Here is an 18305-nt window from a genome sequence, read left to right as displayed (position 1 = left end):
CATATCTAGCTGGTACGACTTCACTCAATAAATCGTCAACTTATTCAGTATTGAGAGCTCAAGTGTATAATTCGACTTATTTATAGCAATTAACTATAAGATAAATATGCTAGTCGCCATATATTGTAATTTAACCAACATTTTTGAGATCAAGTCGCTACAACTAGCGCAGTAACTACAAAATATATGTTTGTTTCCTACAAAACATATTAAGAAATGCAGCTTTATTATAGGAGATAAGTTTATAAAACTAAGCTTAGAGGGTCTATTTGGCGGCTAAAGTGAAATTTATGAATCTCTTATTTATAAATTCCCCTTATTGGCGTATCTTACCCCGACCAGCCAGACTATTAACATCACCCTTTGGTGAGACTAGATGTGTGTTGGTAGGTCTTACTCTCATAAATTATAAATGTCGCATTTCAGGATTTTAAAATGTCAGATATTCGTCAACAAGCACTCGATTATCATGAATTTCCCATACCAGGCAAAACCGCAGTTTGCCTTACCAAACCCGCCGAAACGAGTCACGATCTCGCCCTAGCTTATAGCCCAGGTGTGGCTGAGCCAGTACGCGAAATCGCTGCAGATCCTGACAATGCGTATCGTTATACCAATAAAGGTAATACGGTTGCCGTGATTACCAATGGTACGGCTATCTTAGGTTTAGGGAATTTGGGCCCTTTGGCTTCTAAACCTGTAATGGAAGGTAAAGCATTATTGTTCAAGCATTTTGCGAATATCGATTCGACAGATATTGAGATTACGCATAATACGCCTGAGGAATTTATTAATACTGTTGCTGCGATTGCTGACACTTTTGGTGGTATCAATCTTGAAGATATTAAAGCGCCCGAATGCTTTGTTATCGAACGTGAACTGATTGCTCGTTGTAAAGTGCCAGTATTCCATGACGATCAACACGGCACCGCAATCGTGACTGCGGCGGGTATGATCAATGCGCTGGAAATTCAAGGCAAGTTGATAAGCGACGCGACTTTTGTGTGTATGGGCGCTGGTGCTGCTGCCATCGCTTGTATGACTATGCTGGTAAAATGCGGTGCGAATCGCGCCAACATTTACATGCTAGATACTAAGGGTGTTATTCATTCTGGTCGTACAGATCTTAATGAATATAAAGCACTCTTTGCGAATGATACCGAAAAACGCACGCTTCTTGATGTTATTAAAGGTGCAGACGTATTTTTAGGTCTATCAGGTCCTGACGTCATTGGTGCAGAAGAAGTCGCGCTGATGGCCGATAAGCCAGTGATTTTTGCGTGTTCTAACCCAGACCCTGAAATCAAACCTGCACTTGCTCATGCAACACGTAGTGATTTGATCATGGGTACGGGTCGTAGCGACTATCCAAACCAAGTGAATAACGTATTGTGTTTCCCGTTTATTTTCCGTGGTGCATTGGATGTGCGTGCGTCTTGCATTAATGATGAGATGAAAATTGCGGCAGTTCATGCAATTGCATCACTGGCAAAAGAGTCAGTGCCTACGAGTGTATTGAAGGCTTACCCTAATGTGACGTCGCTGAGTTTTGGCCCAGAATACGTGCTGCCAAAACCTATGGACCCACGTTTATTGCCAAATGTTGCCCGTGCTGTTGCACAAGCGGCTATCGACTCTGGTGTGGCTGCGATCACCACTTTACCTAAATACGCCGACTAGGCTAAAAGTGGTAAAAACATTAAAAAGAGGCTAATTAGCCTCTTTTTTGTTTTTAAGTGGGCATTAAAGTCACAGCGTCTTAGTTGCCTTTTAGGTTATGCTACTGAATAATCAACGGACAACTTTTGTTGAACTTCTGTTAAAATCGCACAAATAATTATAATAATCCTGCAGGATAGCGGATAGATGAAATTCACCCGAATGTTAACTACAAAATTAACCAGCTTTTGGTTAATGTCATTAGCCGCTATCGCCTTCGTATTTTTGCTGAGCGCTATGATGAGTTTCGTGCAGCTGACCTATAAATTTCAGCAGCAAAAAGTCGCTGAACTCGAAACTATGTTAGTGGATCAGTACCAACACCAACCTGATTGGGAGCTAGAAGCTTGGCTACCGCCTATGCTGCTTGCTTACAATGCCGTTAATTTTCGGTTGACCTTGAAAGATGAAGTGATCTTTGCCTATGAAGGCAACCTTTCTACGCAAAATGCGATGGTGTATGACCATGTGCTAGAGCCGACATCTGGCTTGCGTATGCAGTTAACCTTGACTCAGCCCTTTGAACATTACACTTTCAGTTGGTATGAAATTCTGATTTTGTTGGTCGGTATCTTAGCCGTGGCCGCCTTAGTGCGTTTTGGTCATTTATGGTTTTCACAGCAGCTCGATGGCATTGAAGAATTAGCCTTACGCAGTCGATTGATTCTGCAAGGTAAGCATGAGCAAGCACTCGCTACCCCCGGAAATGGTAAACCAAGACTGATTAACCGTGCTTTGACTAAGTTGTTAGAAGAGTTACAAGACGCACAAAAGGAGCGGGGGCGTTTTGACAAATTCATCCGTTCTAATACCTTTCTTGATGCGGAAACGCGCATTGGTAACCGACTCTTTTTGAATAATCGTCTCGACGCCCTTATTCATAATCAGGCTATGCTTGCCCACGGGGTGATTTATTTATTAGAAATGGATGATCTGGATTTATTGCAGCAATCCCAAGGTGAAGCAGTGACGAAAGAGCTATTAAACTCGACTGTTAATGCAATAAGTCAATTGCTGCAAACTCAAGCTAATAGTATTTTTGCCCGTCGCTCCCATAATCAATTTGCCATAGTAGTGCCGCAAATCTCCTTAATTGAAGCGGATCAATTTGCCAGCAAATTACTCAAGATATGTCTAAGCCAGCCTTTGCCTGATGTTGAGAATCGCGATAACTTTTTCCACCTCGGATGCGCTTATTTTACCGCAGGCGATAATGCGGCTCAGTTAATTGAAGAAGCCGATATGGCTTTGAGGGCGGCACAATTACAGGGTAATAGTAATTGGTTTATGTACGACAAAGGCGCGATTGATGAAGAATTTGCTAAAGGTTCAGTGCGTTGGCGAAGCTTTTTAGAAAACGCGTTAGTGCAGCGGCGCTTTTTTCCCTTTAGTCAGCCGATAATTGATTCAGATGGTAATGAACACCATAAAGAGATATTTACGCGTGCTCGGGATAATCAGGGGGCGTTAATCCGTGCCACACTGTTTATTCCAATGGCGAATAAATGTGGCTTAATGCCACAGGTTGAACGGCAAATTATTGAGCGGGTATTGTTATTATTGTCGAATGAATTAGCAGACGGCGTATCGAATGCTCAAACAGTTAAGAAATCAGCGCCACAGATATACAGTATTAATCTGAGTTTGGATTCGCTAATGAGCCGAGCCTTCACTCAATGGCTAAAAACGACGCTATTAGAATATCGCCATCTAACCACGCGACTGATTTTCGAAGTGTCTGAAGATATCGTTATTCAACATCAAGAAAAGTTGCAGCCTAAATTAGATATGATCCGTAAAATGGGCGCGAGATTATGTGTCGATCATGTGGGTCAGCAGGTTGTCGGTACTTATTACATTCGCGAATGCCATTTTGATTTAATTAAGTTACACAGATCCATCGTGCGTCATATTCATTTACGACCAGAAAACCAATTATTTATTCGCAGTTTGATTGGCGGTTTATATCGAACGGAAGTACAAGTCTGCGCCGAAGGGGTAGAAGTTTTTGAAGAGTGGCAGACACTGCAAATCCTCGGTGTTGGCGCAGCGCAAGGAATGTATTTCAGTGAACCCATAGAGGCTAAGTAAGGGAAGTTCAGTGTTTGGGTGATTAATGTCGTCTTAGAGACAAATAGATCCTATTATTCACGTATTTATCTATAAAATACGAGCATTTGCGGCTAAACTAGCCAGTGCCAAAAATATGACGTTTGCGGTTTTTATTCTGTATCGAGCAGGTCATAGGTCAAGGAGCACTGGAGAGTGGAGTGACAGGAAGTTTGTGCGAAAGAGACTACTCAAGCTTTTAAATTCAGTTGGTTATAGGCATCTTTATGGAAAAAAGTCTTATAGGTCGATTAGCCTTTTGGCAGAAGAGAACAGAACCGACTAGCCTTGGTGTCTATGTCTGCGCCGATAAATTATGGGTGTACGCACCTGCCCAAAAAGAGAATGCTGAGCAGTGGTTACCCTTTGAGCTGAAAGATGAGCACTGGTCATTGGCGTTTGCTGCTGTGGCTAAATCCTTTCCTAATGCACAGTTACAGCTGATTTTGGCTTCAGGCCTTTATCAATTACTGCTGACCGATAAACCGAATGTCGATACTGTCGAGTTATCCCAAGCTTTGCTGTGGTCAATTAAAGACATGGTCACGCTACCTGTACCGCAAATCCATTTGGATTACTTTGAGTCACCCATTCCGAGTAATAAAATCAACGTTGTGGTGGTGGATAAAGCTAAGTTAGTGAGCATGGTGCAGGCCATTCATGAACAAGATTTACAACTTTTCGGTATTAGTATCGAAGAGTTAGCCGTGACTAACCTATTTAATGATGACAACCAAGCGCGTCTGGTGGTAAGCCATAATCCCGGTCAAGAATTGCTACTGACTGTGGTTAAGCAAGGTCAGCTGTATATGCAGCGTCGCGTGCGCGGATTTACTCAATTGGATAAGACTCAAGCGGATGAGTTAAGTTATGGCATGGCAGACAATTTAAGCTTAGAAATTCAGCGTTCTATGGATTATTTTGAAAGTCAATTGAGACAGGCTCCGGTATCTTCTATCGAACTCCTCGCCGATGGTGCCGTGGATGCTTTAGCTAAGTTAGTCTCGGCAAACTTCAATCAAGCTGTGAATGTCATTGATAAAAGCTGTGTTGGCGCGCGAATGGCGGGATTAGCCTTTGCTGAATTTTATCGAGGTACTGAGTGATTAAATACCGAGTCAATCTTTACACTCCTTCATTATTGCCCCCGAAGCAAAGATTAACCTTTGCGCGTTTAAGTGCTTACGCCTTGGTTTTTGTGAGCTTATTTGCGGTTTTAGGTGGTTATAGCTACTGGCAAGTCAGTGAGTTACAACAGGCCCAGCAATTAGCTGCCCAACAAAAGCAGCAATTCGATACCCAAAAACAGGCATTAGAAGCACAAATTGCTGCGCGTAAACCCGATGCCGATCTTGTTGCGCGAGTCGATTTAGCGGCACAACAGTTAGAGCTGAAGCAATTACTCATGGGAGAATTGAGTCTTAGGACTTCTTTAACCAGTCGTGGGTTTGCGCCAGTTCTTAAAGATTTAGCCGTCGTGTCGGATGCGAGTGTTTGGCTTAGTCATATCGTCATTAATGAGCAAGATTTTATGTTCGAAGGTTTTGCCGACCATCCTCAAAGCATTCCGCAGTGGATTGGCAAACTTAAAACTACGCAGACTTTAAAGGGGCAAGCTTTCTCGTCGATGAGCATGGATCGCGGTGAAGATAAACCTTTGGCCTTTACCTTGAAAAGCGATAACAAGGAGGAAGCCGCGCAATGAAGCAAAAGTTAGCCCAATTAGGACAACAATTTGATGCGCTAAGTCGCCGTGAGCGAGTGTTGATCTCAGTCGCCATTCTGGCCGTAGTCGGCATGCTGAGTTATTTACCCTTAGAGTCCCTGTGGAAAACCCATGTGGCTGTTTCACAACAGCTAAAAGCCTTAGAGCAGGAAAACGCGATTTCGGCTCAGCAGATTGACTTGTATCAGCAACGTTTAGCGTTAGATCCCAATCAAGATTACCAACAGCGTTTAGTGCTGTTGCAGCAACAGAATCAAGCCCTAGATGCCCAGCTCGATGAGCAGATGGTGGATATGGTACCGGCAGACTATATGCCGCAGTTGCTGGGTAATTTACTAGGACAAGTGCAAGGGATTAAATTAATTAAGTTTATGTCGATAGCGCCCATCCCTTTGTTACCCGTGGGTAAAGAGAAAAAACTCAATCTATATAGCCATGGTATTCGCTTGAGTCTAGAGGGCGATTATTTTTCTGTGTTGCGCTTTGTTGAAGCCGTTGAGGCCATGCCAGATAAACTTTATTGGAAGCGTCTCGACTATAAAGTCGCAGAATATCCAAAAGCGACCGTTGAGATTGAACTTTATACCTTGAGTATTAATAAGGACTTTATCAGTGTTTCTAAATAAGTCTTATATTATCAGTGTGTTGTTATTGGTTAGTAGCCCTATGGTGTCTGCTGAATCGCTGCGCGACCCGACTTTGCCCGGTAAAGGCTTTGCTGTGCAGGGTCATGCGAGTCAAACGCAGGATCAGGCGCTTGTACTTAACAGCATAGTAAGCTCAGGAAACACGGCTTATGCTGTGATAAATAACAAGATATTGTCTGTTGGCGACAGCGTTCAGGGGCTGAGTATCGTTAAAATTACCCCCACTTATGTATCGCTGTCCGATGGACGGAAATTGACATTGTTTCAAGCAATAACAGAGAGATAGGGAATACACCTCAGATGAAAGCGATTAAATACTTTACACCTCTGCTCTCACTTTGCCTTGTGGCGTGTCAGACCACAAATAGGCCACAGCCGGAGGCGAGTAAGGCGGAATTAGCGGCCTCAATGGCGACGGCAACGGCATCAACGACGCCACCGCCTGCGACTATGCCGGACGCGGTTCAGCGGGAATTGAATTCAGGCGCATTGCTATCAGGTTTGACCCCCACATTGGAAACTGAGCGTCGTTTCGATGTATCTGCCCACGATGTTGATGCTAAAGTATTTTTTCCAAGCTTAGTCCAAGGTACACCACTGAGTGTCGCCGTACATCCTGACGTGCAAGGTACGATCTCATTATCCCTTAAAGGTGTGACGTTAACTGAAGCAATTCAAGTGGTTGAAGATATCTACGGCTACGAAGTGAGTCGCGAAGGTCGCATCCTAAGAGTGTTTCCTGCTGGAATGCGTACCGAGACGTTTCCGCTGAATTATCTCTACATGGAACGCGATGGCTTATCTGTGACGTCAGTGAGTTCAGGACGGATTTCGGATAGCAATAATTCCAATAGTAATTCGAACAATAACAATTCAAACAATAGCGGCTCGAATAATAACAATAACTCGAACAGCAGTAATGGCAATAACTCGAGCAGTAATGGCGGTAGCGATAGTAGCAACGGTACTTTTATCCGTTCGCGTACTAAGACAGATTTTTGGGGAGAGTTGAAAGAGACATTATCCTCGATAATCGGCGAAACGGGTGGCGGTCGTCAGGTTGTTGTTACGCCGCAGGCGGGTTTAGTCACTATTCGTGCTTTTCCTAGTGAATTACGCCAAGTGCGTACTTTCTTAAATTCCGCAGAAAGTCATTTGCAACGCCAAGTAATTTTAGAAGCGAAGATCCTTGAAGTCACATTATCCGATGGTTATCAGCAGGGTATTCAATGGGACAATGTGCTGGGACATGTTGGCAATACGAATGTGAATTTTGGTACATCAGCGGGCCCAGGTTTAAGTGATAAAATCACCTCGGCTATGGGTGGTGTCACCTCGTTGAGCATTAAAGGTTCTGACTTTACGACTATGATCAACCTATTAGATACCCAAGGTGATGTAGATGTACTGTCTAGCCCAAGGGTCACTGCATCGAATAACCAAAAAGCCGTAATTAAAGTGGGTTCCGATGAGTACTTTGTCACCGACGTTTCTTCGACCACAGTTGCGGGTACAACACCTGTGACGACTCCGCAAGTCGAGCTTACGCCGTTTTTCTCGGGCATAGCCTTAGACGTTACGCCGCAAATTGATAGTGACGGCAATGTGTTACTGCATGTGCATCCATCTGTTATCGATGTAAAAGAGCAGAGAAAAAATATCAAAGTGAGTAATGAATTGCTGGAATTACCCTTAGCTCAGAGTGAAATTCGTGAGTCTGATACTGTCATCCGCGCGGCTTCCGGTGATGTGGTGGTGATTGGTGGTTTGATGAAGAGTGAAAACATCGAAGTGGTATCGCAAGTGCCTTTGTTGGGTGATATTCCTTTCCTAGGTGAATTGTTTAAAAACCGTAGTAAGCAGAAGAAGAAAACCGAGCTTATTATTCTGTTAAAACCTACGATAGTCGGTGCCGACACTTGGAAAACGGAGCTGCAACGTTCTAAGACCTTATTAGATCGTTGGTATCCGGAGACAAAGTAAGCTTCTATGTATCAGAAGCATTTTGGCCTAAGCCAACCTCCATTTTCACTGACACCTAACACCGGATTTTTTTTCGGTCTGTCGCCACATGTGGAAGCCTTGCAAGTCTTGCAAACCGCGCTGCAAACGGGCGAAGGCTTTATCAAGGTGACAGGGGAAGTGGGGACTGGTAAAACGTTGATTTGCCGCAAGCTTATCAACGAATTGCCGAGTCAGTTTCATTGCGCATATTTGCCTAATCCTTATCTCACGCCAGCTGAATTACGCTGGGCGGTAGCGAGTGAGCTGGGCCTTAAATACACCAGCAATATCGACCAGCAGCAACTCACTGGACTTATTCAACAGCAGCTTTTAGCCTTGAGCGCCCACGGTCACGCCATCGTATTGGTACTCGATGAAGCGCAGGCATTGCCGGACGACAGTCTTGAGGCGCTGCGGTTATTCACTAATCTGGAAACCGAGACACGCAAATTATTACAGGTAGTGTTATTTGGGCAACCCGAGCTCGATGACAGGCTTAAACGCCAAGAATTTAGGCAATTAAGACAGCGTATTACTTTTAGCTACAACCTTCGCCCACTGACATGGGATGAAACCGACGCTTATCTTCGCCACCGATTAGCCATAGCAGGGCGTGCGGGCGAACCACTCTTTACATCACGGGAAACACGTCAGATAGCCTATGCGTCCCGAGGGATCCCCAGATTGATCAATATTCTTGCCCATAAAGCCTTGTTATTGAGTTTCGGCGAAGGCGCTACTCGTGTGCAAACCTCCCACGTTAAAGCCGCAATTCAAGACACCGAAGATGCAAGTGTTCGCCGATTATTATCGTGGAAATGGTTGCCTTTTTTCACTTTGATGACAGTGGCTTTCGGTTTGGGATTACAACACTTTTTCAGGGGTGTTGCATGAGCGTGATCAACAAGATGCTGCAGGATCTCGATAAGCGTCAGCAGGGGCATGAGCTCAGCAACGTGGCTCAGCCACAGGTGCAATATTTAGCTCGCAGGCGGGCTCCGTTTAACGGGCTGCTGCTCTGTGGTGTGTCATTGCTATTCGGTGGCGCTCTGGTTTATGGCTGGCAACTTTTCATGGCAAAGCCTGCTGAAGCGACTATTTCGGCTCAAACAAATGGGCAAAATGAATCTACTCAGACTCAAATCGAGCCTGTGCAGGTAGACAAGATTACTTCGAGGCAGCCTCCAGCAAGCGTCGTTGTCGTCGAAGAACCGCTTAAAGTTGCGACTACACAGGAGTTTACGACTAAGAGTGAAGAGCTTGAACCCAGTGTCGACGACGTTGTACTTAATCAGCCGCAAGAATTTGAATCAGAAAACGAGGTTGAACAAGAGTCACAACGGCAACAAGATGAGAGCTCAGCACTCGCAGATGACCTAGTCGATACGGCAAGCGAGCCAAGCCATTCACAGTCGAATCGTGTCACATCGAGCGTGCGAAGCGCCGAGGTCACTGCTGCCGCACCCTCTGCATTAATGATGTCAGAACGTGCCAGTGTTGCCGCCGATAATGAACTTAACGCGAGCAATGAGCTTAAAGTACAAGAAGTTAAAGCTGATGCAGGCACTAATCGACTCACGCCTCAACAGCAAGGGCAAATGGCGATTACTGAGGTGACGTTGACCCCAAAGCAGCTGGCGCAGAAGCGGTTCACATTAGCGAGTGAGGCTGAAAGGGATGGCAAACTCAAAGATGCCATTAGTTATTATGAGCAAACATTAGGCTTTGATCCCAGTATGCATGAAGCGCGCAAGCAGTTAGCTGCGCTGCATTATGGGCAAGGTCAATTAGCCAAAGCCAGTGAAGTGTTACAGCAAGGCATGCTGTTATTCCCACAGCAGTTAGACTTTGCCTTATTGCTTGCTCGGGTTCAGCAAGCCTCTGGTCAGGCTGATCTCGCATTAGTGACGTTAGCCAACATACCTGACACGCATCCGCTGGCGAGACAAAAGTGGATGGCACAATCGGATTTAGCGCAAAAGTTAGGACAGTTTTCGTTGTCAGAACAAGCCTATAGACAATTATTACAACAAGAACCTCAACAGGCTAAATGGTGGATGGGGCTGGCCTATGCGCTCGATTCGCAGCAGCAATTTCCCCAAGCACGCCAAGCCTATCGGACTGCTTTAGGCCATAGAGGCTTATCGGCGCAGGCGAGTGCCTTTATTGAACAACGTTTGACTCAGCTAGGAGATAGCCAATGAAACCCAGATTAAAAATGCGTTTGGGCGATCTGTTAGTTCAAGAAGCCATTATTACTGAAGCGCAGTTGCAACAGGCGTTGGCCGAGCAGCGCAATACGGGCAAAAAACTGGGTCGTACTCTGATTGATTTGCAATCGATTACCGAACATCAGTTACTGCAGTTCTTGTCGCAACAATTGAATGTGCCTTTGCTGGATATCAGTAAAATGCCTATCCCTGCAGAAGTGGTGCATCTTATTCCTGAGGTGCAAGCACGACGTTTCCGCGCTTTAGCGGTTGAAGACCGGGGCGATAGCGTATTGGTTGCAATGAGCGACCCCGCGGATTTGCAGGCGCTCGATCACCTCGAAATGCTTATCGCACCTAAGCGTTTGAAGTTAGCGGTAGCGCCCGAGCAGCAACTGCTGCAAGCGTTTGATAACTTATATCGCCGTACAGACCAAATTGCTCAGATTGCCGGTAAACTCGAAGAAGAATACGCTGCCGACGAGATGTTCGATTTAGCCAGCCTCACGTCGGGCGATAGTGACAATGAAACCACAGTGGTTAAGTTGCTGCAGTCGATTTTTGAAGATGCGGTGCAAATGCGCGCCTCGGATATTCATATCGAACCCGGTGATAAAGCCTTACGTATTCGCCAGCGTATCGATGGTCAGCTACATGAAACGATTCTGAATGAAGTTAATATTGCTGCCGCTTTAGTATTGCGACTTAAGTTGATGGCGGGTCTCGATATTTCCGAGAAACGTTTGCCGCAGGATGGTCGTTTTCATATGGAAATCAAAGGTCATCATATCGATGTGCGTATGTCGACTATGCCGATTTACCACGGCGAATCTGTGGTGATGCGTTTACTCGATCAATCAGCGGGTTTATTGACCTTAAACGAAACCGGTATGCCGCCTGCTATTTTGGCGCGTATTCGTAAACAGATTAAACGTCCCCACGGCATGCTACTGGTCACAGGTCCAACGGGTAGCGGCAAAACGACCACCTTGTACGGTATTTTGAGCGAGCTCAATACCGCCGACCGTAAGATCATCACGGTGGAAGATCCGGTCGAATATCAATTGCCGCGGATCAACCAAGTACAAGTTAACCATAAGATCGGCTTAAACTTTTCAAATGTACTACGCACCACCTTACGTCAAGACCCCGATATCATCATGGTGGGGGAAATGCGTGACCAAGAAACCGTGGAGATTGGTCTTAGGGGTGCATTAACGGGTCACTTTGTGCTATCGACCTTGCATACTAACGATGCGGTCACCAGTGCGCTGCGTTTACTCGATATGGGCGCTGCGAGTTATTTAGTTGCTAGTGCCTTAAGGGTGATTATTGCCCAGCGTTTAGTGCGCCGTGTCTGCCATAACTGTGGGGTAGAGTATCAACCGACACCACAGGAAAAAGCCTGGCTGAGTAGTGTGAGTCGCAAAGATTTTACCCATGCGAGTTTTAGAATTGGCACGGGTTGCCAGAGTTGTAATGGCAGTGGTTATCGTGGCCGTATTGGTATTTTTGAAATTCTCGAGCTAGACGAAAAGATGATCGATGCTATGCGTACTGGCAATCCGCAGGATTTTGCCAGAGCCGCGTTGCAGAGCCCTAACTTCACCCCACTCGCTGAGTCAGCGTTGCAATATCTGAGCGAAGGCATGACGACGATTGAAGAGGTCGCTAAGTTGGTGGAAGACGTGAGTGAATCTCAGATACCTTTGTCGAAGGATATTATCAGCCAACAAGGCGCTGAGGCGTAATTATGCCAATTTATCAATACCGTGGACGCAGTGGTCAAGGTCAATCCGTTACGGGACAATTGGATGCCGCGTCGGAAAGTGCCGCCGCTGACATGCTATTGGCGCGTGGCATTATCCCCCTTGAAGTCAAAGTCGCCAAAGTGGCTAAGTCGTTCTCACTGACTAAGTTATTTGGTGGGAAAGTCGCGTTAGAAGAATTACAGATTTTTACCCGACAAATGTACTCCTTGACCCGTTCTGGCATTCCTATTTTGCGGGCAATAGCAGGCTTATCTGAAACGGCGCATTCCCAGCGAATGAAAGATGCGCTTAATGATATTTCTGAGCAGCTCACCGCAGGGCGCCCCTTGTCATCATCTATGAATCAACATCCCGATGTGTTTGATTCTTTGTTTGTTTCTATGGTGCACGTGGGGGAGAACACGGGTAAGTTAGAAGATGCCTTCATTCAACTTTCAGGTTATATCGAGCGTGAGCAAGAGACGCGGCGACGAATTAAATCGGCCATGCGTTATCCCATGTTTGTATTGATTGCGATTGCGCTCGCTATGGTGATCCTCAATATCATGGTGATCCCTAAGTTTGCCGAGATGTTTTCTCGCTTTGGCGCCGACTTGCCGTGGGCGACAAAAGTGTTGATTGGTACATCAAATCTATTCGTGAATTATTGGGCGCTGATGTTGGTGGCGCTGATTGGCACTATTATCGGCATTCGTTACTGGCACCATACGGAAAAAGGTGAGAAGCAGTGGGATAAGTGGAAGTTACACATTCCCGCCGTAGGGTCGATTATTGAGCGTTCGACTTTAGCCCGTTATTGTCGCAGTTTCTCTATGATGCTCAGTGCGGGCGTACCTATGACGCAGGCCTTAAGTTTAGTGGCCGACGCGGTAGATAATGCCTACATGCACGACAAGATAGTCGGTATGCGCCGTGGCATAGAGTCTGGTGACTCTATGCTGAGGGTATCGAATCAGAGCAAGTTATTTACGCCACTAGTGCTGCAAATGGTGGCTGTGGGCGAAGAAACGGGGCAAATCGATCAATTACTTAATGATGCGGCAGATTTCTATGAGGGCGAAGTAGACTATGATTTAAAGAACCTCACCGCGAAATTGGAGCCAATTTTGATCGGTTTTGTGGCCGTGATTGTCTTAGTGTTGGCCTTGGGGATATACCTGCCAATGTGGGATATGCTCAATGTGGTCAAAGGCGGTAAGTAAGCGATATGGATAATATTTATTTCCTATCTTATACGTGGAACTGAGGTTAAATGCAGACTCAGCAAAAGGCTGAAAGCGATCTATTACGTATCTATGGACGTATGATCGCCATTGGAATTGTGTTGGTTATCATGGCGGTGATCGGAGCTAAGTACTTTTTTACGCTACCGCAAATAGCGGCTCGTGGATTGGAAGTGGAACACGCTCGTTTTTTAAATGTGCTGGTGATGGTGCGTTCCCAGTGGTTGTCTTTGGGTAAGCCGGCGCAATTGCAGTTGAACTGGGAGGTATTTGATAATCCCTCCCCAGAAACTGAGTCGAGTGTTGTCGATATCAATGATTTAGGATGGCCACAACCTAAGCACTTAAATGATCAAGGCTGCCAAGATTTGTGGCAACAGTTAATGGGCGCTGAAACTGATAATTTAGGTCTAGAGGCGGATTATTTGGTTAAGGATAATAGCTGCCACTATCGATCTAAAAATGGCGATAGTTTAGGCTACCAACTGAACTCTGGCAGGGTCATTTTTTTGACTGCTCCGTAAAATATTGTTAACTCAATGGCTTTTTAAAATTGATTTAACTGTTAGAATAAAATTTCTGAGGTCTGGGGACATATATATGAAAACTAAGCAAACAGGGTTCTCATTAATCGAACTTGTGATTGTGATTGTGATTTTGGGTTTACTCGCCGCAACGGCGATCCCACGATTCTTAAATGTCACCGATGATGCTGAAGATGCCAGTGTTGACGGTGTTGCGGGTGGTTTATCGACTGCAGTTAGCTTTGTGCGTTCTCAGTGGGAAGTTGATGGGCGTCAAAATAGCAGCGTTATCCTCGACGGTAACACAGTAAATGTCGATACACGTTTTGGTTATCCTACAGGGACTTCAGTAACCAGTGCGACAGCTATGACAAATGCCAGTTGCCAAGAAGTGTTTAACACTGTGTTGCAGAGTGCTCCACGTAACGTATTATTTAACCAAGATGCACGTAATCAACGTTATACCGCTCGTGTTATTAACGCCGCAGGCGGCAGTGCTAACTCAATTACTGGCGCAGTCGTCGCAGGTTTAGATTTATGTGTTTATCACCAAGTGGCTTCACTGGTGCTAAATCAAACGAATGGTGTACCCACTCCTGCCCCTGATTTAACAACGGTAGGTGCTAAGGGAATAGTGTATAACCCAGGCACAGGCAGAGTATTAAGTTTCACCCAAACGCCATTTGTACCATAGAAACTAAAGCGTCATGCTTAAGTTAATCAACTTTTTTGTAAAGTTATTGAATAGGTAATTAAGAATGAAAAGACAACAAGGTTTTACCTTAATAGAATTAGTAGTAGTGATCATCATCTTAGGTATTCTTGCTGTCACAGCGGCACCTAAGTTTATTAATCTTCAGTCAGATGCATACGCGTCTACCTTGAATGGTGTTAAAGCCTCTTTACAAGGTGCTAATTCACTCGTTTATTCTAAGGCGGCTATTCAGGGGGTGGAGAGCAAGCCGACATCTAGCATTATCATCGATGATAAAGGTAATTCTGATGTAGCTGACGATGTTAAAGTTGACGGTGTTTATGGATATCTTAAACAAACTGCAGTAGATATGGCTGTTGTACTTGATCTAGATACCACAACTGAGTGGACTATTGATGATGCGCCAGCGGTCACAACGACGCTTACAACTCCAGCAATAATTCATCCTAAAAAGTTGACGCCTTCAGATACGGTTAAATGTTGGGTTGAATACAAACAGGCTGATTCTAGTAATCTTCCTAAATATCATGTTGAGTCATCAGGTTGTTAAGTAAGGATTGCAAATGAAAAAGCAAAATGGTTTTACATTAATTGAATTAGTGGTTGTTATTATTATTTTAGGGATTTTGGCTGTTACTGCGGCGCCTAAATTTATCAATTTGCAATCAGATGCTCGAGCTTCAACCGTTAAAGGTTTAGAAGCTGCAATTAAAGGTGCGGATACGCTTATCAACTCAAAGTCATTAATTGCAGGTAATAATACAGTTGCTTCAACAGCCACAACCCCGCCATCTGTTAGTGTATCTACAGGTAAAACAGTTTTGATTAACTATGGACATGCAACACCTGTATGGACAGGTTCCTTGGAAAATGCTTTGGATATTAAGGCCGCAACAGCTGCTAGCGGAACATCAAGTGAGTGGATCTATCTGGAAGATAGTGCAAGTAAGAGCATTTATTTCTATCCTCAAGGACAAATCAGTCCTAAAGCTACGCCTGCAGGACAGTGTTATGTTCAGTACGTAAATGGTTTGACTGCATACGGTCCAATTACAGTGACTCCTGTAGTAACAGGCTGTTAAGTCTATTAATACTTAAAGGCCTGCCTAGCAGGCCTTTTTTTTAGATAAAATACGGTTCTTACATGATTTTAAATAAATGAGTCCGCCAAGAGTTTTCCGACATTTATTTGCGTTAATCATATAGTTGGCAGAAACTGAACCTAGTACATGAAATCAGCAATTAACGCGAGTGATGCTTAAATTCTCTATGTCAAAACAGGCTGGATTTACCTTAGTAGAATTAGTGACCACCATCATCTTGATTTCAATTCTTGCTGTGGTTGTACTGCCTCGCCTGTTTACCCAGTCTTCCTACAGTGCTTATAGCCTACGTAACGAGTTCATTAGCGAGCTGCGTCAAGTACAGCAGAAAGCGCTCAATAATACTGACAGGTGTTTTCGTGTAACCGTCTCAGCCACTGGTTATCAAGTGAGTCAATTCTCTGCCCGAAATGAGGCGGTTTGTTCTGGTACAGCATTATCGCCAAACCCGCTTTATACCCAAGCTTTTCAAGGTGGTGCTCAATTAGTGCTAGTAGGCCCTAACAGTACTAATATCAGCAACTTCAGCCTCGATTTCGATATCGATGGTAGCACTTCGTTGGCTTGTAATGGGCCATGCATTAATGTGATTGCTAATGACACTGTGATGATTAACGTCTCCTCCGAGGGCTATATTTATGCGAATTAATCCTCGGTTGCTATTGGGCAAAGCATCAGTAAAAACATCCAAAAAAGCCAAACCACAGCAGGGTTTTACCCTTATCGAATTAGTGATTGGCATGCTGGTGATTGCCATTGCAATAGTGATGCTAACCAGCATGTTATTCCCCCAAGCTGATCGTGCGGCCAGTACCTTACATAGAGTACGCAGTGCTGAGCTCGCCCATTCGGTGATGAATGAAATCTGGGGTAAACGTTACGATCAAAACACCAATGTCAATGGTGGCACGCCAGCCTGTGGTAGTCCGCTCGGTAGTAATTGTTCCACTTCCTTGGGGCCTGAGGTGGGTGAGAGTCGTAATGACTTTAACGATGTGGATGATTACAACGGCTTAAATGAAACAGCGACTATGCTCAACTCAACCCAAACCTATGCCGCTGCTTATCCTAACTATCGTTTAAACGTCACTGTCGCCTATGGGCCTGCGCCTAATACTAAGCTAGTCACCATTAATGTGACTACGCCGGACAACGAAGTGATTACTTACAATATGGTGAGGAGTAATTACTGATGGCCTCACCTTTATCTACGATTAATAAAAAATCCACACTAGGTTTTACCCTGGTCGAGATGGTCACTGTTATCTTGATTCTGGGGATTCTCGTGGTCGGGGTGAGTAGTTTTATTATTTTTGGTACGCGGATTTTTGTTGAGTCGAGTTCAGTCGATCAAGTGCTCAGTCAGAGCCGTTTTGCTGTTGAGCGAATGACTCGTGAGCTACGTAGTGCTTTGCCCAACAGTGTGCGTCTTAATAGCGATTCGCTGACCTATCAATGTGTTGAATTTGTGCCGATCGAGGCCAGCACGACTTATCTCACTATGCCAATAATCCCCGCTGCGGCTGCGAGTACTGGGATCGTGATTCTTGATAGAAATCAGTATGAGAATAAGATTAGTGAGAATCAATTTGCTTGGATTTATCCTTTGGTTGATGCCGATGTGTATAGCAGCGCGAGACAAAAACGAGCACAGGTTAAAACGCCTCCTCTGACCTTGGCTAATCAAGTGACACTGACTTTTACTGCGCCAACACGTTTTGCCGAAGCATCACCACGACAAAGGATCTATTTTGGTTCGAGTCCTGTGAGCTATTGCTTTGAAAAGGGGGCAAACGGTAATGATTTGCAAATAGTGCGTTATGCTGGTTATAACTTTAATACCGTTCAACCAAATCCAGCCACTATGGGCACGGGCGTGCTAATGGCGCAAAGTGTGGCGAATCGTCTCGATAATAGTAATGACTTGCCGTTGATCTTAACGCCATCGAGTTTAGTCAATAATGCCATGGTGCACTTGCAGCCAAGATTTAATGTCAATGGTGAGACGTTCCAATATCGACATCAAGTGCAGGTGATCAATGTTCCTTAATTCACAGCGTCGCTCGATAGGGCGTAATTCAGCATCCAGATCATCACTATCAAGATCAAAATCTTACGCTTTGCCTGAGCGCCAGCGTGGTAGTGCGTTAATCATTGGCGTGTTTGTGATTACCGTGATGTTTCTGCTGGCATCGGCACTGATCAATATTGTGGAAGACGGTGATACTGGGCTCACCCAAGAAGTATGGGGAACCCGTGCCTTTGCGGCGGCGAACAGTGGCGCCGATGCCGCGCTGGCACAATTATTCCCGCTAAATGGTGACGTGGGCGTTTGTTCGGCAAATAGCGCTTGGGCGCCACCCGATGTGGTAGGTTTTCATGCCTGTAGCGTGACTTTGCAATGTACGCGGTATTTTGTGGGGTCTTTCTCCCAGTACCACATTAAGAGCCAAGCGGTATGCGAGAGTGGTGATACCCGTGTAAGTCGACAAGTTGAGGTAGAAGCCCGTGGCAACTAAGCTATCAAAAATGATATTTAACAAAATAATAGCC

The 18305-nt window shown here is 45.0% G+C and carries 19 protein-coding genes; all 19 read left to right on the top strand.

Going from position 1 to position 18305, the window contains the following annotated elements; all coding sequences use genetic code 11:
• Positions 1 to 435 precede the first annotated feature (435 nt).
• The 19 genes from L5M49_RS10090 to L5M49_RS10000 all read left to right on the top strand — a co-directional run bounded on the left by L5M49_RS10090 (position 436) and on the right by L5M49_RS10000 (position 18271).
• Complete coding sequence (locus L5M49_RS10090; protein ID WP_263265974.1) at positions 436 to 1680, top strand: malic enzyme-like NAD(P)-binding protein; 1245 nt, start codon at positions 436 to 438, stop codon at positions 1678 to 1680.
• 186 nt (positions 1681 to 1866) lie between these two features.
• A complete protein-coding gene (csrD, locus tag L5M49_RS10085) occupies positions 1867 to 3810 on the top strand; it encodes an RNase E specificity factor CsrD (RefSeq protein WP_263265973.1) in 1944 nt (647 codons plus the stop codon).
• 245 nt (positions 3811 to 4055) lie between these two features.
• Positions 4056 to 4934, top strand: coding sequence for an MSHA biogenesis protein MshI (locus L5M49_RS10080; RefSeq protein ID WP_263142551.1), 879 nt, complete (start codon positions 4056 to 4058; stop codon positions 4932 to 4934).
• A complete protein-coding gene (locus L5M49_RS10075) occupies positions 4931 to 5533 on the top strand; it encodes a fimbrial assembly protein (RefSeq protein WP_263265972.1) in 603 nt (200 codons plus the stop codon). Before L5M49_RS10080 ends, L5M49_RS10075 begins: the two co-directional genes overlap by 4 nt.
• Positions 5530 to 6180: an MSHA biogenesis protein MshJ gene (locus tag L5M49_RS10070; RefSeq protein ID WP_263265971.1), complete on the top strand. Its 651-nt coding sequence runs from the start codon at positions 5530 to 5532 to the stop codon at positions 6178 to 6180. Before L5M49_RS10075 ends, L5M49_RS10070 begins: the two co-directional genes overlap by 4 nt.
• Positions 6167 to 6487 carry an MSHA biogenesis protein MshK gene (locus tag L5M49_RS10065; protein ID WP_105251271.1) on the top strand — a complete coding sequence of 107 codons (321 nt, stop codon included), beginning with the start codon at positions 6167 to 6169 and terminating at the stop codon, positions 6485 to 6487. Before L5M49_RS10070 ends, L5M49_RS10065 begins: the two co-directional genes overlap by 14 nt.
• 14 nt (positions 6488 to 6501) lie before the next feature.
• Positions 6502 to 8184 carry a pilus (MSHA type) biogenesis protein MshL gene (mshL, locus tag L5M49_RS10060; RefSeq protein ID WP_263201898.1) on the top strand — a complete coding sequence of 561 codons (1683 nt, stop codon included), beginning with the start codon at positions 6502 to 6504 and terminating at the stop codon, positions 8182 to 8184.
• Positions 8185 to 8190: 6 nt separating this feature from the next.
• Positions 8191 to 9099, top strand: a complete 909-nt coding sequence (locus L5M49_RS10055) for an ExeA family protein (RefSeq protein ID WP_263265970.1) — start codon at positions 8191 to 8193, stop codon at positions 9097 to 9099.
• Positions 9096 to 10409: a tetratricopeptide repeat protein gene (locus L5M49_RS10050; protein WP_263265969.1), complete on the top strand. Its 1314-nt coding sequence runs from the start codon at positions 9096 to 9098 to the stop codon at positions 10407 to 10409. The genes L5M49_RS10055 and L5M49_RS10050 overlap by 4 nt, the downstream gene beginning before the upstream one ends.
• On the top strand, positions 10406 to 12166 hold the full coding sequence (locus L5M49_RS10045) for a GspE/PulE family protein (protein WP_263265968.1): 1761 nt from the start codon (positions 10406 to 10408) through the stop codon (positions 12164 to 12166). Before L5M49_RS10050 ends, L5M49_RS10045 begins: the two co-directional genes overlap by 4 nt.
• A gap of 2 nt (positions 12167 to 12168) precedes the next feature.
• A complete protein-coding gene (locus tag L5M49_RS10040) occupies positions 12169 to 13389 on the top strand; it encodes a type II secretion system F family protein (protein ID WP_126491075.1) in 1221 nt (406 codons plus the stop codon).
• Positions 13390 to 13439: 50 nt separating this feature from the next.
• Positions 13440 to 13934 (top strand): MSHA biogenesis protein MshF, encoded by a 495-nt coding sequence (locus tag L5M49_RS10035; protein ID WP_168825687.1) that lies wholly within the window; start codon positions 13440 to 13442, stop codon positions 13932 to 13934.
• 76 nt (positions 13935 to 14010) lie between these two features.
• Positions 14011 to 14628: a prepilin-type N-terminal cleavage/methylation domain-containing protein gene (locus L5M49_RS10030; RefSeq protein WP_105251278.1), complete on the top strand. Its 618-nt coding sequence runs from the start codon at positions 14011 to 14013 to the stop codon at positions 14626 to 14628.
• A 64-nt stretch (positions 14629 to 14692) separates the two neighbouring features.
• Positions 14693 to 15199 carry a type II secretion system protein gene (locus L5M49_RS10025; RefSeq protein ID WP_263206884.1) on the top strand — a complete coding sequence of 169 codons (507 nt, stop codon included), beginning with the start codon at positions 14693 to 14695 and terminating at the stop codon, positions 15197 to 15199.
• A 13-nt stretch (positions 15200 to 15212) separates the two neighbouring features.
• Positions 15213 to 15731, top strand: coding sequence for a type II secretion system protein (locus tag L5M49_RS10020; RefSeq protein ID WP_263206882.1), 519 nt, complete (start codon positions 15213 to 15215; stop codon positions 15729 to 15731).
• Between the two features lie 172 nt (positions 15732 to 15903).
• The gene (locus L5M49_RS10015) at positions 15904 to 16401 is read left to right on the top strand and encodes a type II secretion system protein (RefSeq protein WP_263265967.1); all 498 of its coding nucleotides are present in this window, start codon (positions 15904 to 15906) and stop codon (positions 16399 to 16401) included.
• The gene (locus tag L5M49_RS10010) at positions 16391 to 16945 is read left to right on the top strand and encodes a prepilin-type N-terminal cleavage/methylation domain-containing protein (protein WP_263265966.1); all 555 of its coding nucleotides are present in this window, start codon (positions 16391 to 16393) and stop codon (positions 16943 to 16945) included. The genes L5M49_RS10015 and L5M49_RS10010 overlap by 11 nt, the downstream gene beginning before the upstream one ends.
• Complete coding sequence (locus L5M49_RS10005) at positions 16945 to 17802, top strand: PilW family protein (protein ID WP_263265965.1); 858 nt, start codon at positions 16945 to 16947, stop codon at positions 17800 to 17802. Before L5M49_RS10010 ends, L5M49_RS10005 begins: the two co-directional genes overlap by 1 nt.
• On the top strand, positions 17792 to 18271 hold the full coding sequence (locus tag L5M49_RS10000; RefSeq protein ID WP_263206874.1) for an MSHA biogenesis protein MshP: 480 nt from the start codon (positions 17792 to 17794) through the stop codon (positions 18269 to 18271). The genes L5M49_RS10005 and L5M49_RS10000 overlap by 11 nt, the downstream gene beginning before the upstream one ends.
• The last annotated feature ends 34 nt before the right edge of the window (positions 18272 to 18305 follow it).

The sequence above is a fragment of the Shewanella sp. SM74 genome, assembly GCF_025653725.1.
GTDB classification, from domain to species: domain Bacteria; phylum Pseudomonadota; class Gammaproteobacteria; order Enterobacterales; family Shewanellaceae; genus Shewanella; species Shewanella oncorhynchi.
This window is presented reverse-complemented; position numbering and strand designations above follow the sequence as displayed.

Excerpts from the sequence above, each read along its gene's own strand:
- L5M49_RS10090 (WP_263265974.1), top strand. The coding sequence starts at position 436 with ATGTCAGATATTCGTCAACAAGCACTCGATTATCATGAATTTCCCATA.
- csrD (WP_263265973.1), top strand. The coding sequence starts at position 1,867 with ATGAAATTCACCCGAATGTTAACTACAAAATTAACCAGCTTTTGGTTA.
- L5M49_RS10080 (WP_263142551.1), top strand. The coding sequence starts at position 4,056 with ATGGAAAAAAGTCTTATAGGTCGATTAGCCTTTTGGCAGAAGAGAACA.
- L5M49_RS10070 (WP_263265971.1), top strand. The coding sequence starts at position 5,530 with ATGAAGCAAAAGTTAGCCCAATTAGGACAACAATTTGATGCGCTAAGT.
- mshL (WP_263201898.1), top strand. The coding sequence starts at position 6,502 with ATGAAAGCGATTAAATACTTTACACCTCTGCTCTCACTTTGCCTTGTG.
- L5M49_RS10055 (WP_263265970.1), top strand. The coding sequence starts at position 8,191 with ATGTATCAGAAGCATTTTGGCCTAAGCCAACCTCCATTTTCACTGACA.
- L5M49_RS10050 (WP_263265969.1), top strand. The coding sequence starts at position 9,096 with ATGAGCGTGATCAACAAGATGCTGCAGGATCTCGATAAGCGTCAGCAG.
- L5M49_RS10045 (WP_263265968.1), top strand. The coding sequence starts at position 10,406 with ATGAAACCCAGATTAAAAATGCGTTTGGGCGATCTGTTAGTTCAAGAA.
- L5M49_RS10040 (WP_126491075.1), top strand. The coding sequence starts at position 12,169 with ATGCCAATTTATCAATACCGTGGACGCAGTGGTCAAGGTCAATCCGTT.
- L5M49_RS10035 (WP_168825687.1), top strand. The coding sequence starts at position 13,440 with ATGCAGACTCAGCAAAAGGCTGAAAGCGATCTATTACGTATCTATGGA.
- L5M49_RS10030 (WP_105251278.1), top strand. The coding sequence starts at position 14,011 with ATGAAAACTAAGCAAACAGGGTTCTCATTAATCGAACTTGTGATTGTG.
- L5M49_RS10025 (WP_263206884.1), top strand. The coding sequence starts at position 14,693 with ATGAAAAGACAACAAGGTTTTACCTTAATAGAATTAGTAGTAGTGATC.
- L5M49_RS10020 (WP_263206882.1), top strand. The coding sequence starts at position 15,213 with ATGAAAAAGCAAAATGGTTTTACATTAATTGAATTAGTGGTTGTTATT.
- L5M49_RS10015 (WP_263265967.1), top strand. The coding sequence starts at position 15,904 with ATGCTTAAATTCTCTATGTCAAAACAGGCTGGATTTACCTTAGTAGAA.
- L5M49_RS10010 (WP_263265966.1), top strand. The coding sequence starts at position 16,391 with ATGCGAATTAATCCTCGGTTGCTATTGGGCAAAGCATCAGTAAAAACA.
- L5M49_RS10005 (WP_263265965.1), top strand. The coding sequence starts at position 16,945 with ATGGCCTCACCTTTATCTACGATTAATAAAAAATCCACACTAGGTTTT.
- L5M49_RS10000 (WP_263206874.1), top strand. The coding sequence starts at position 17,792 with ATGTTCCTTAATTCACAGCGTCGCTCGATAGGGCGTAATTCAGCATCC.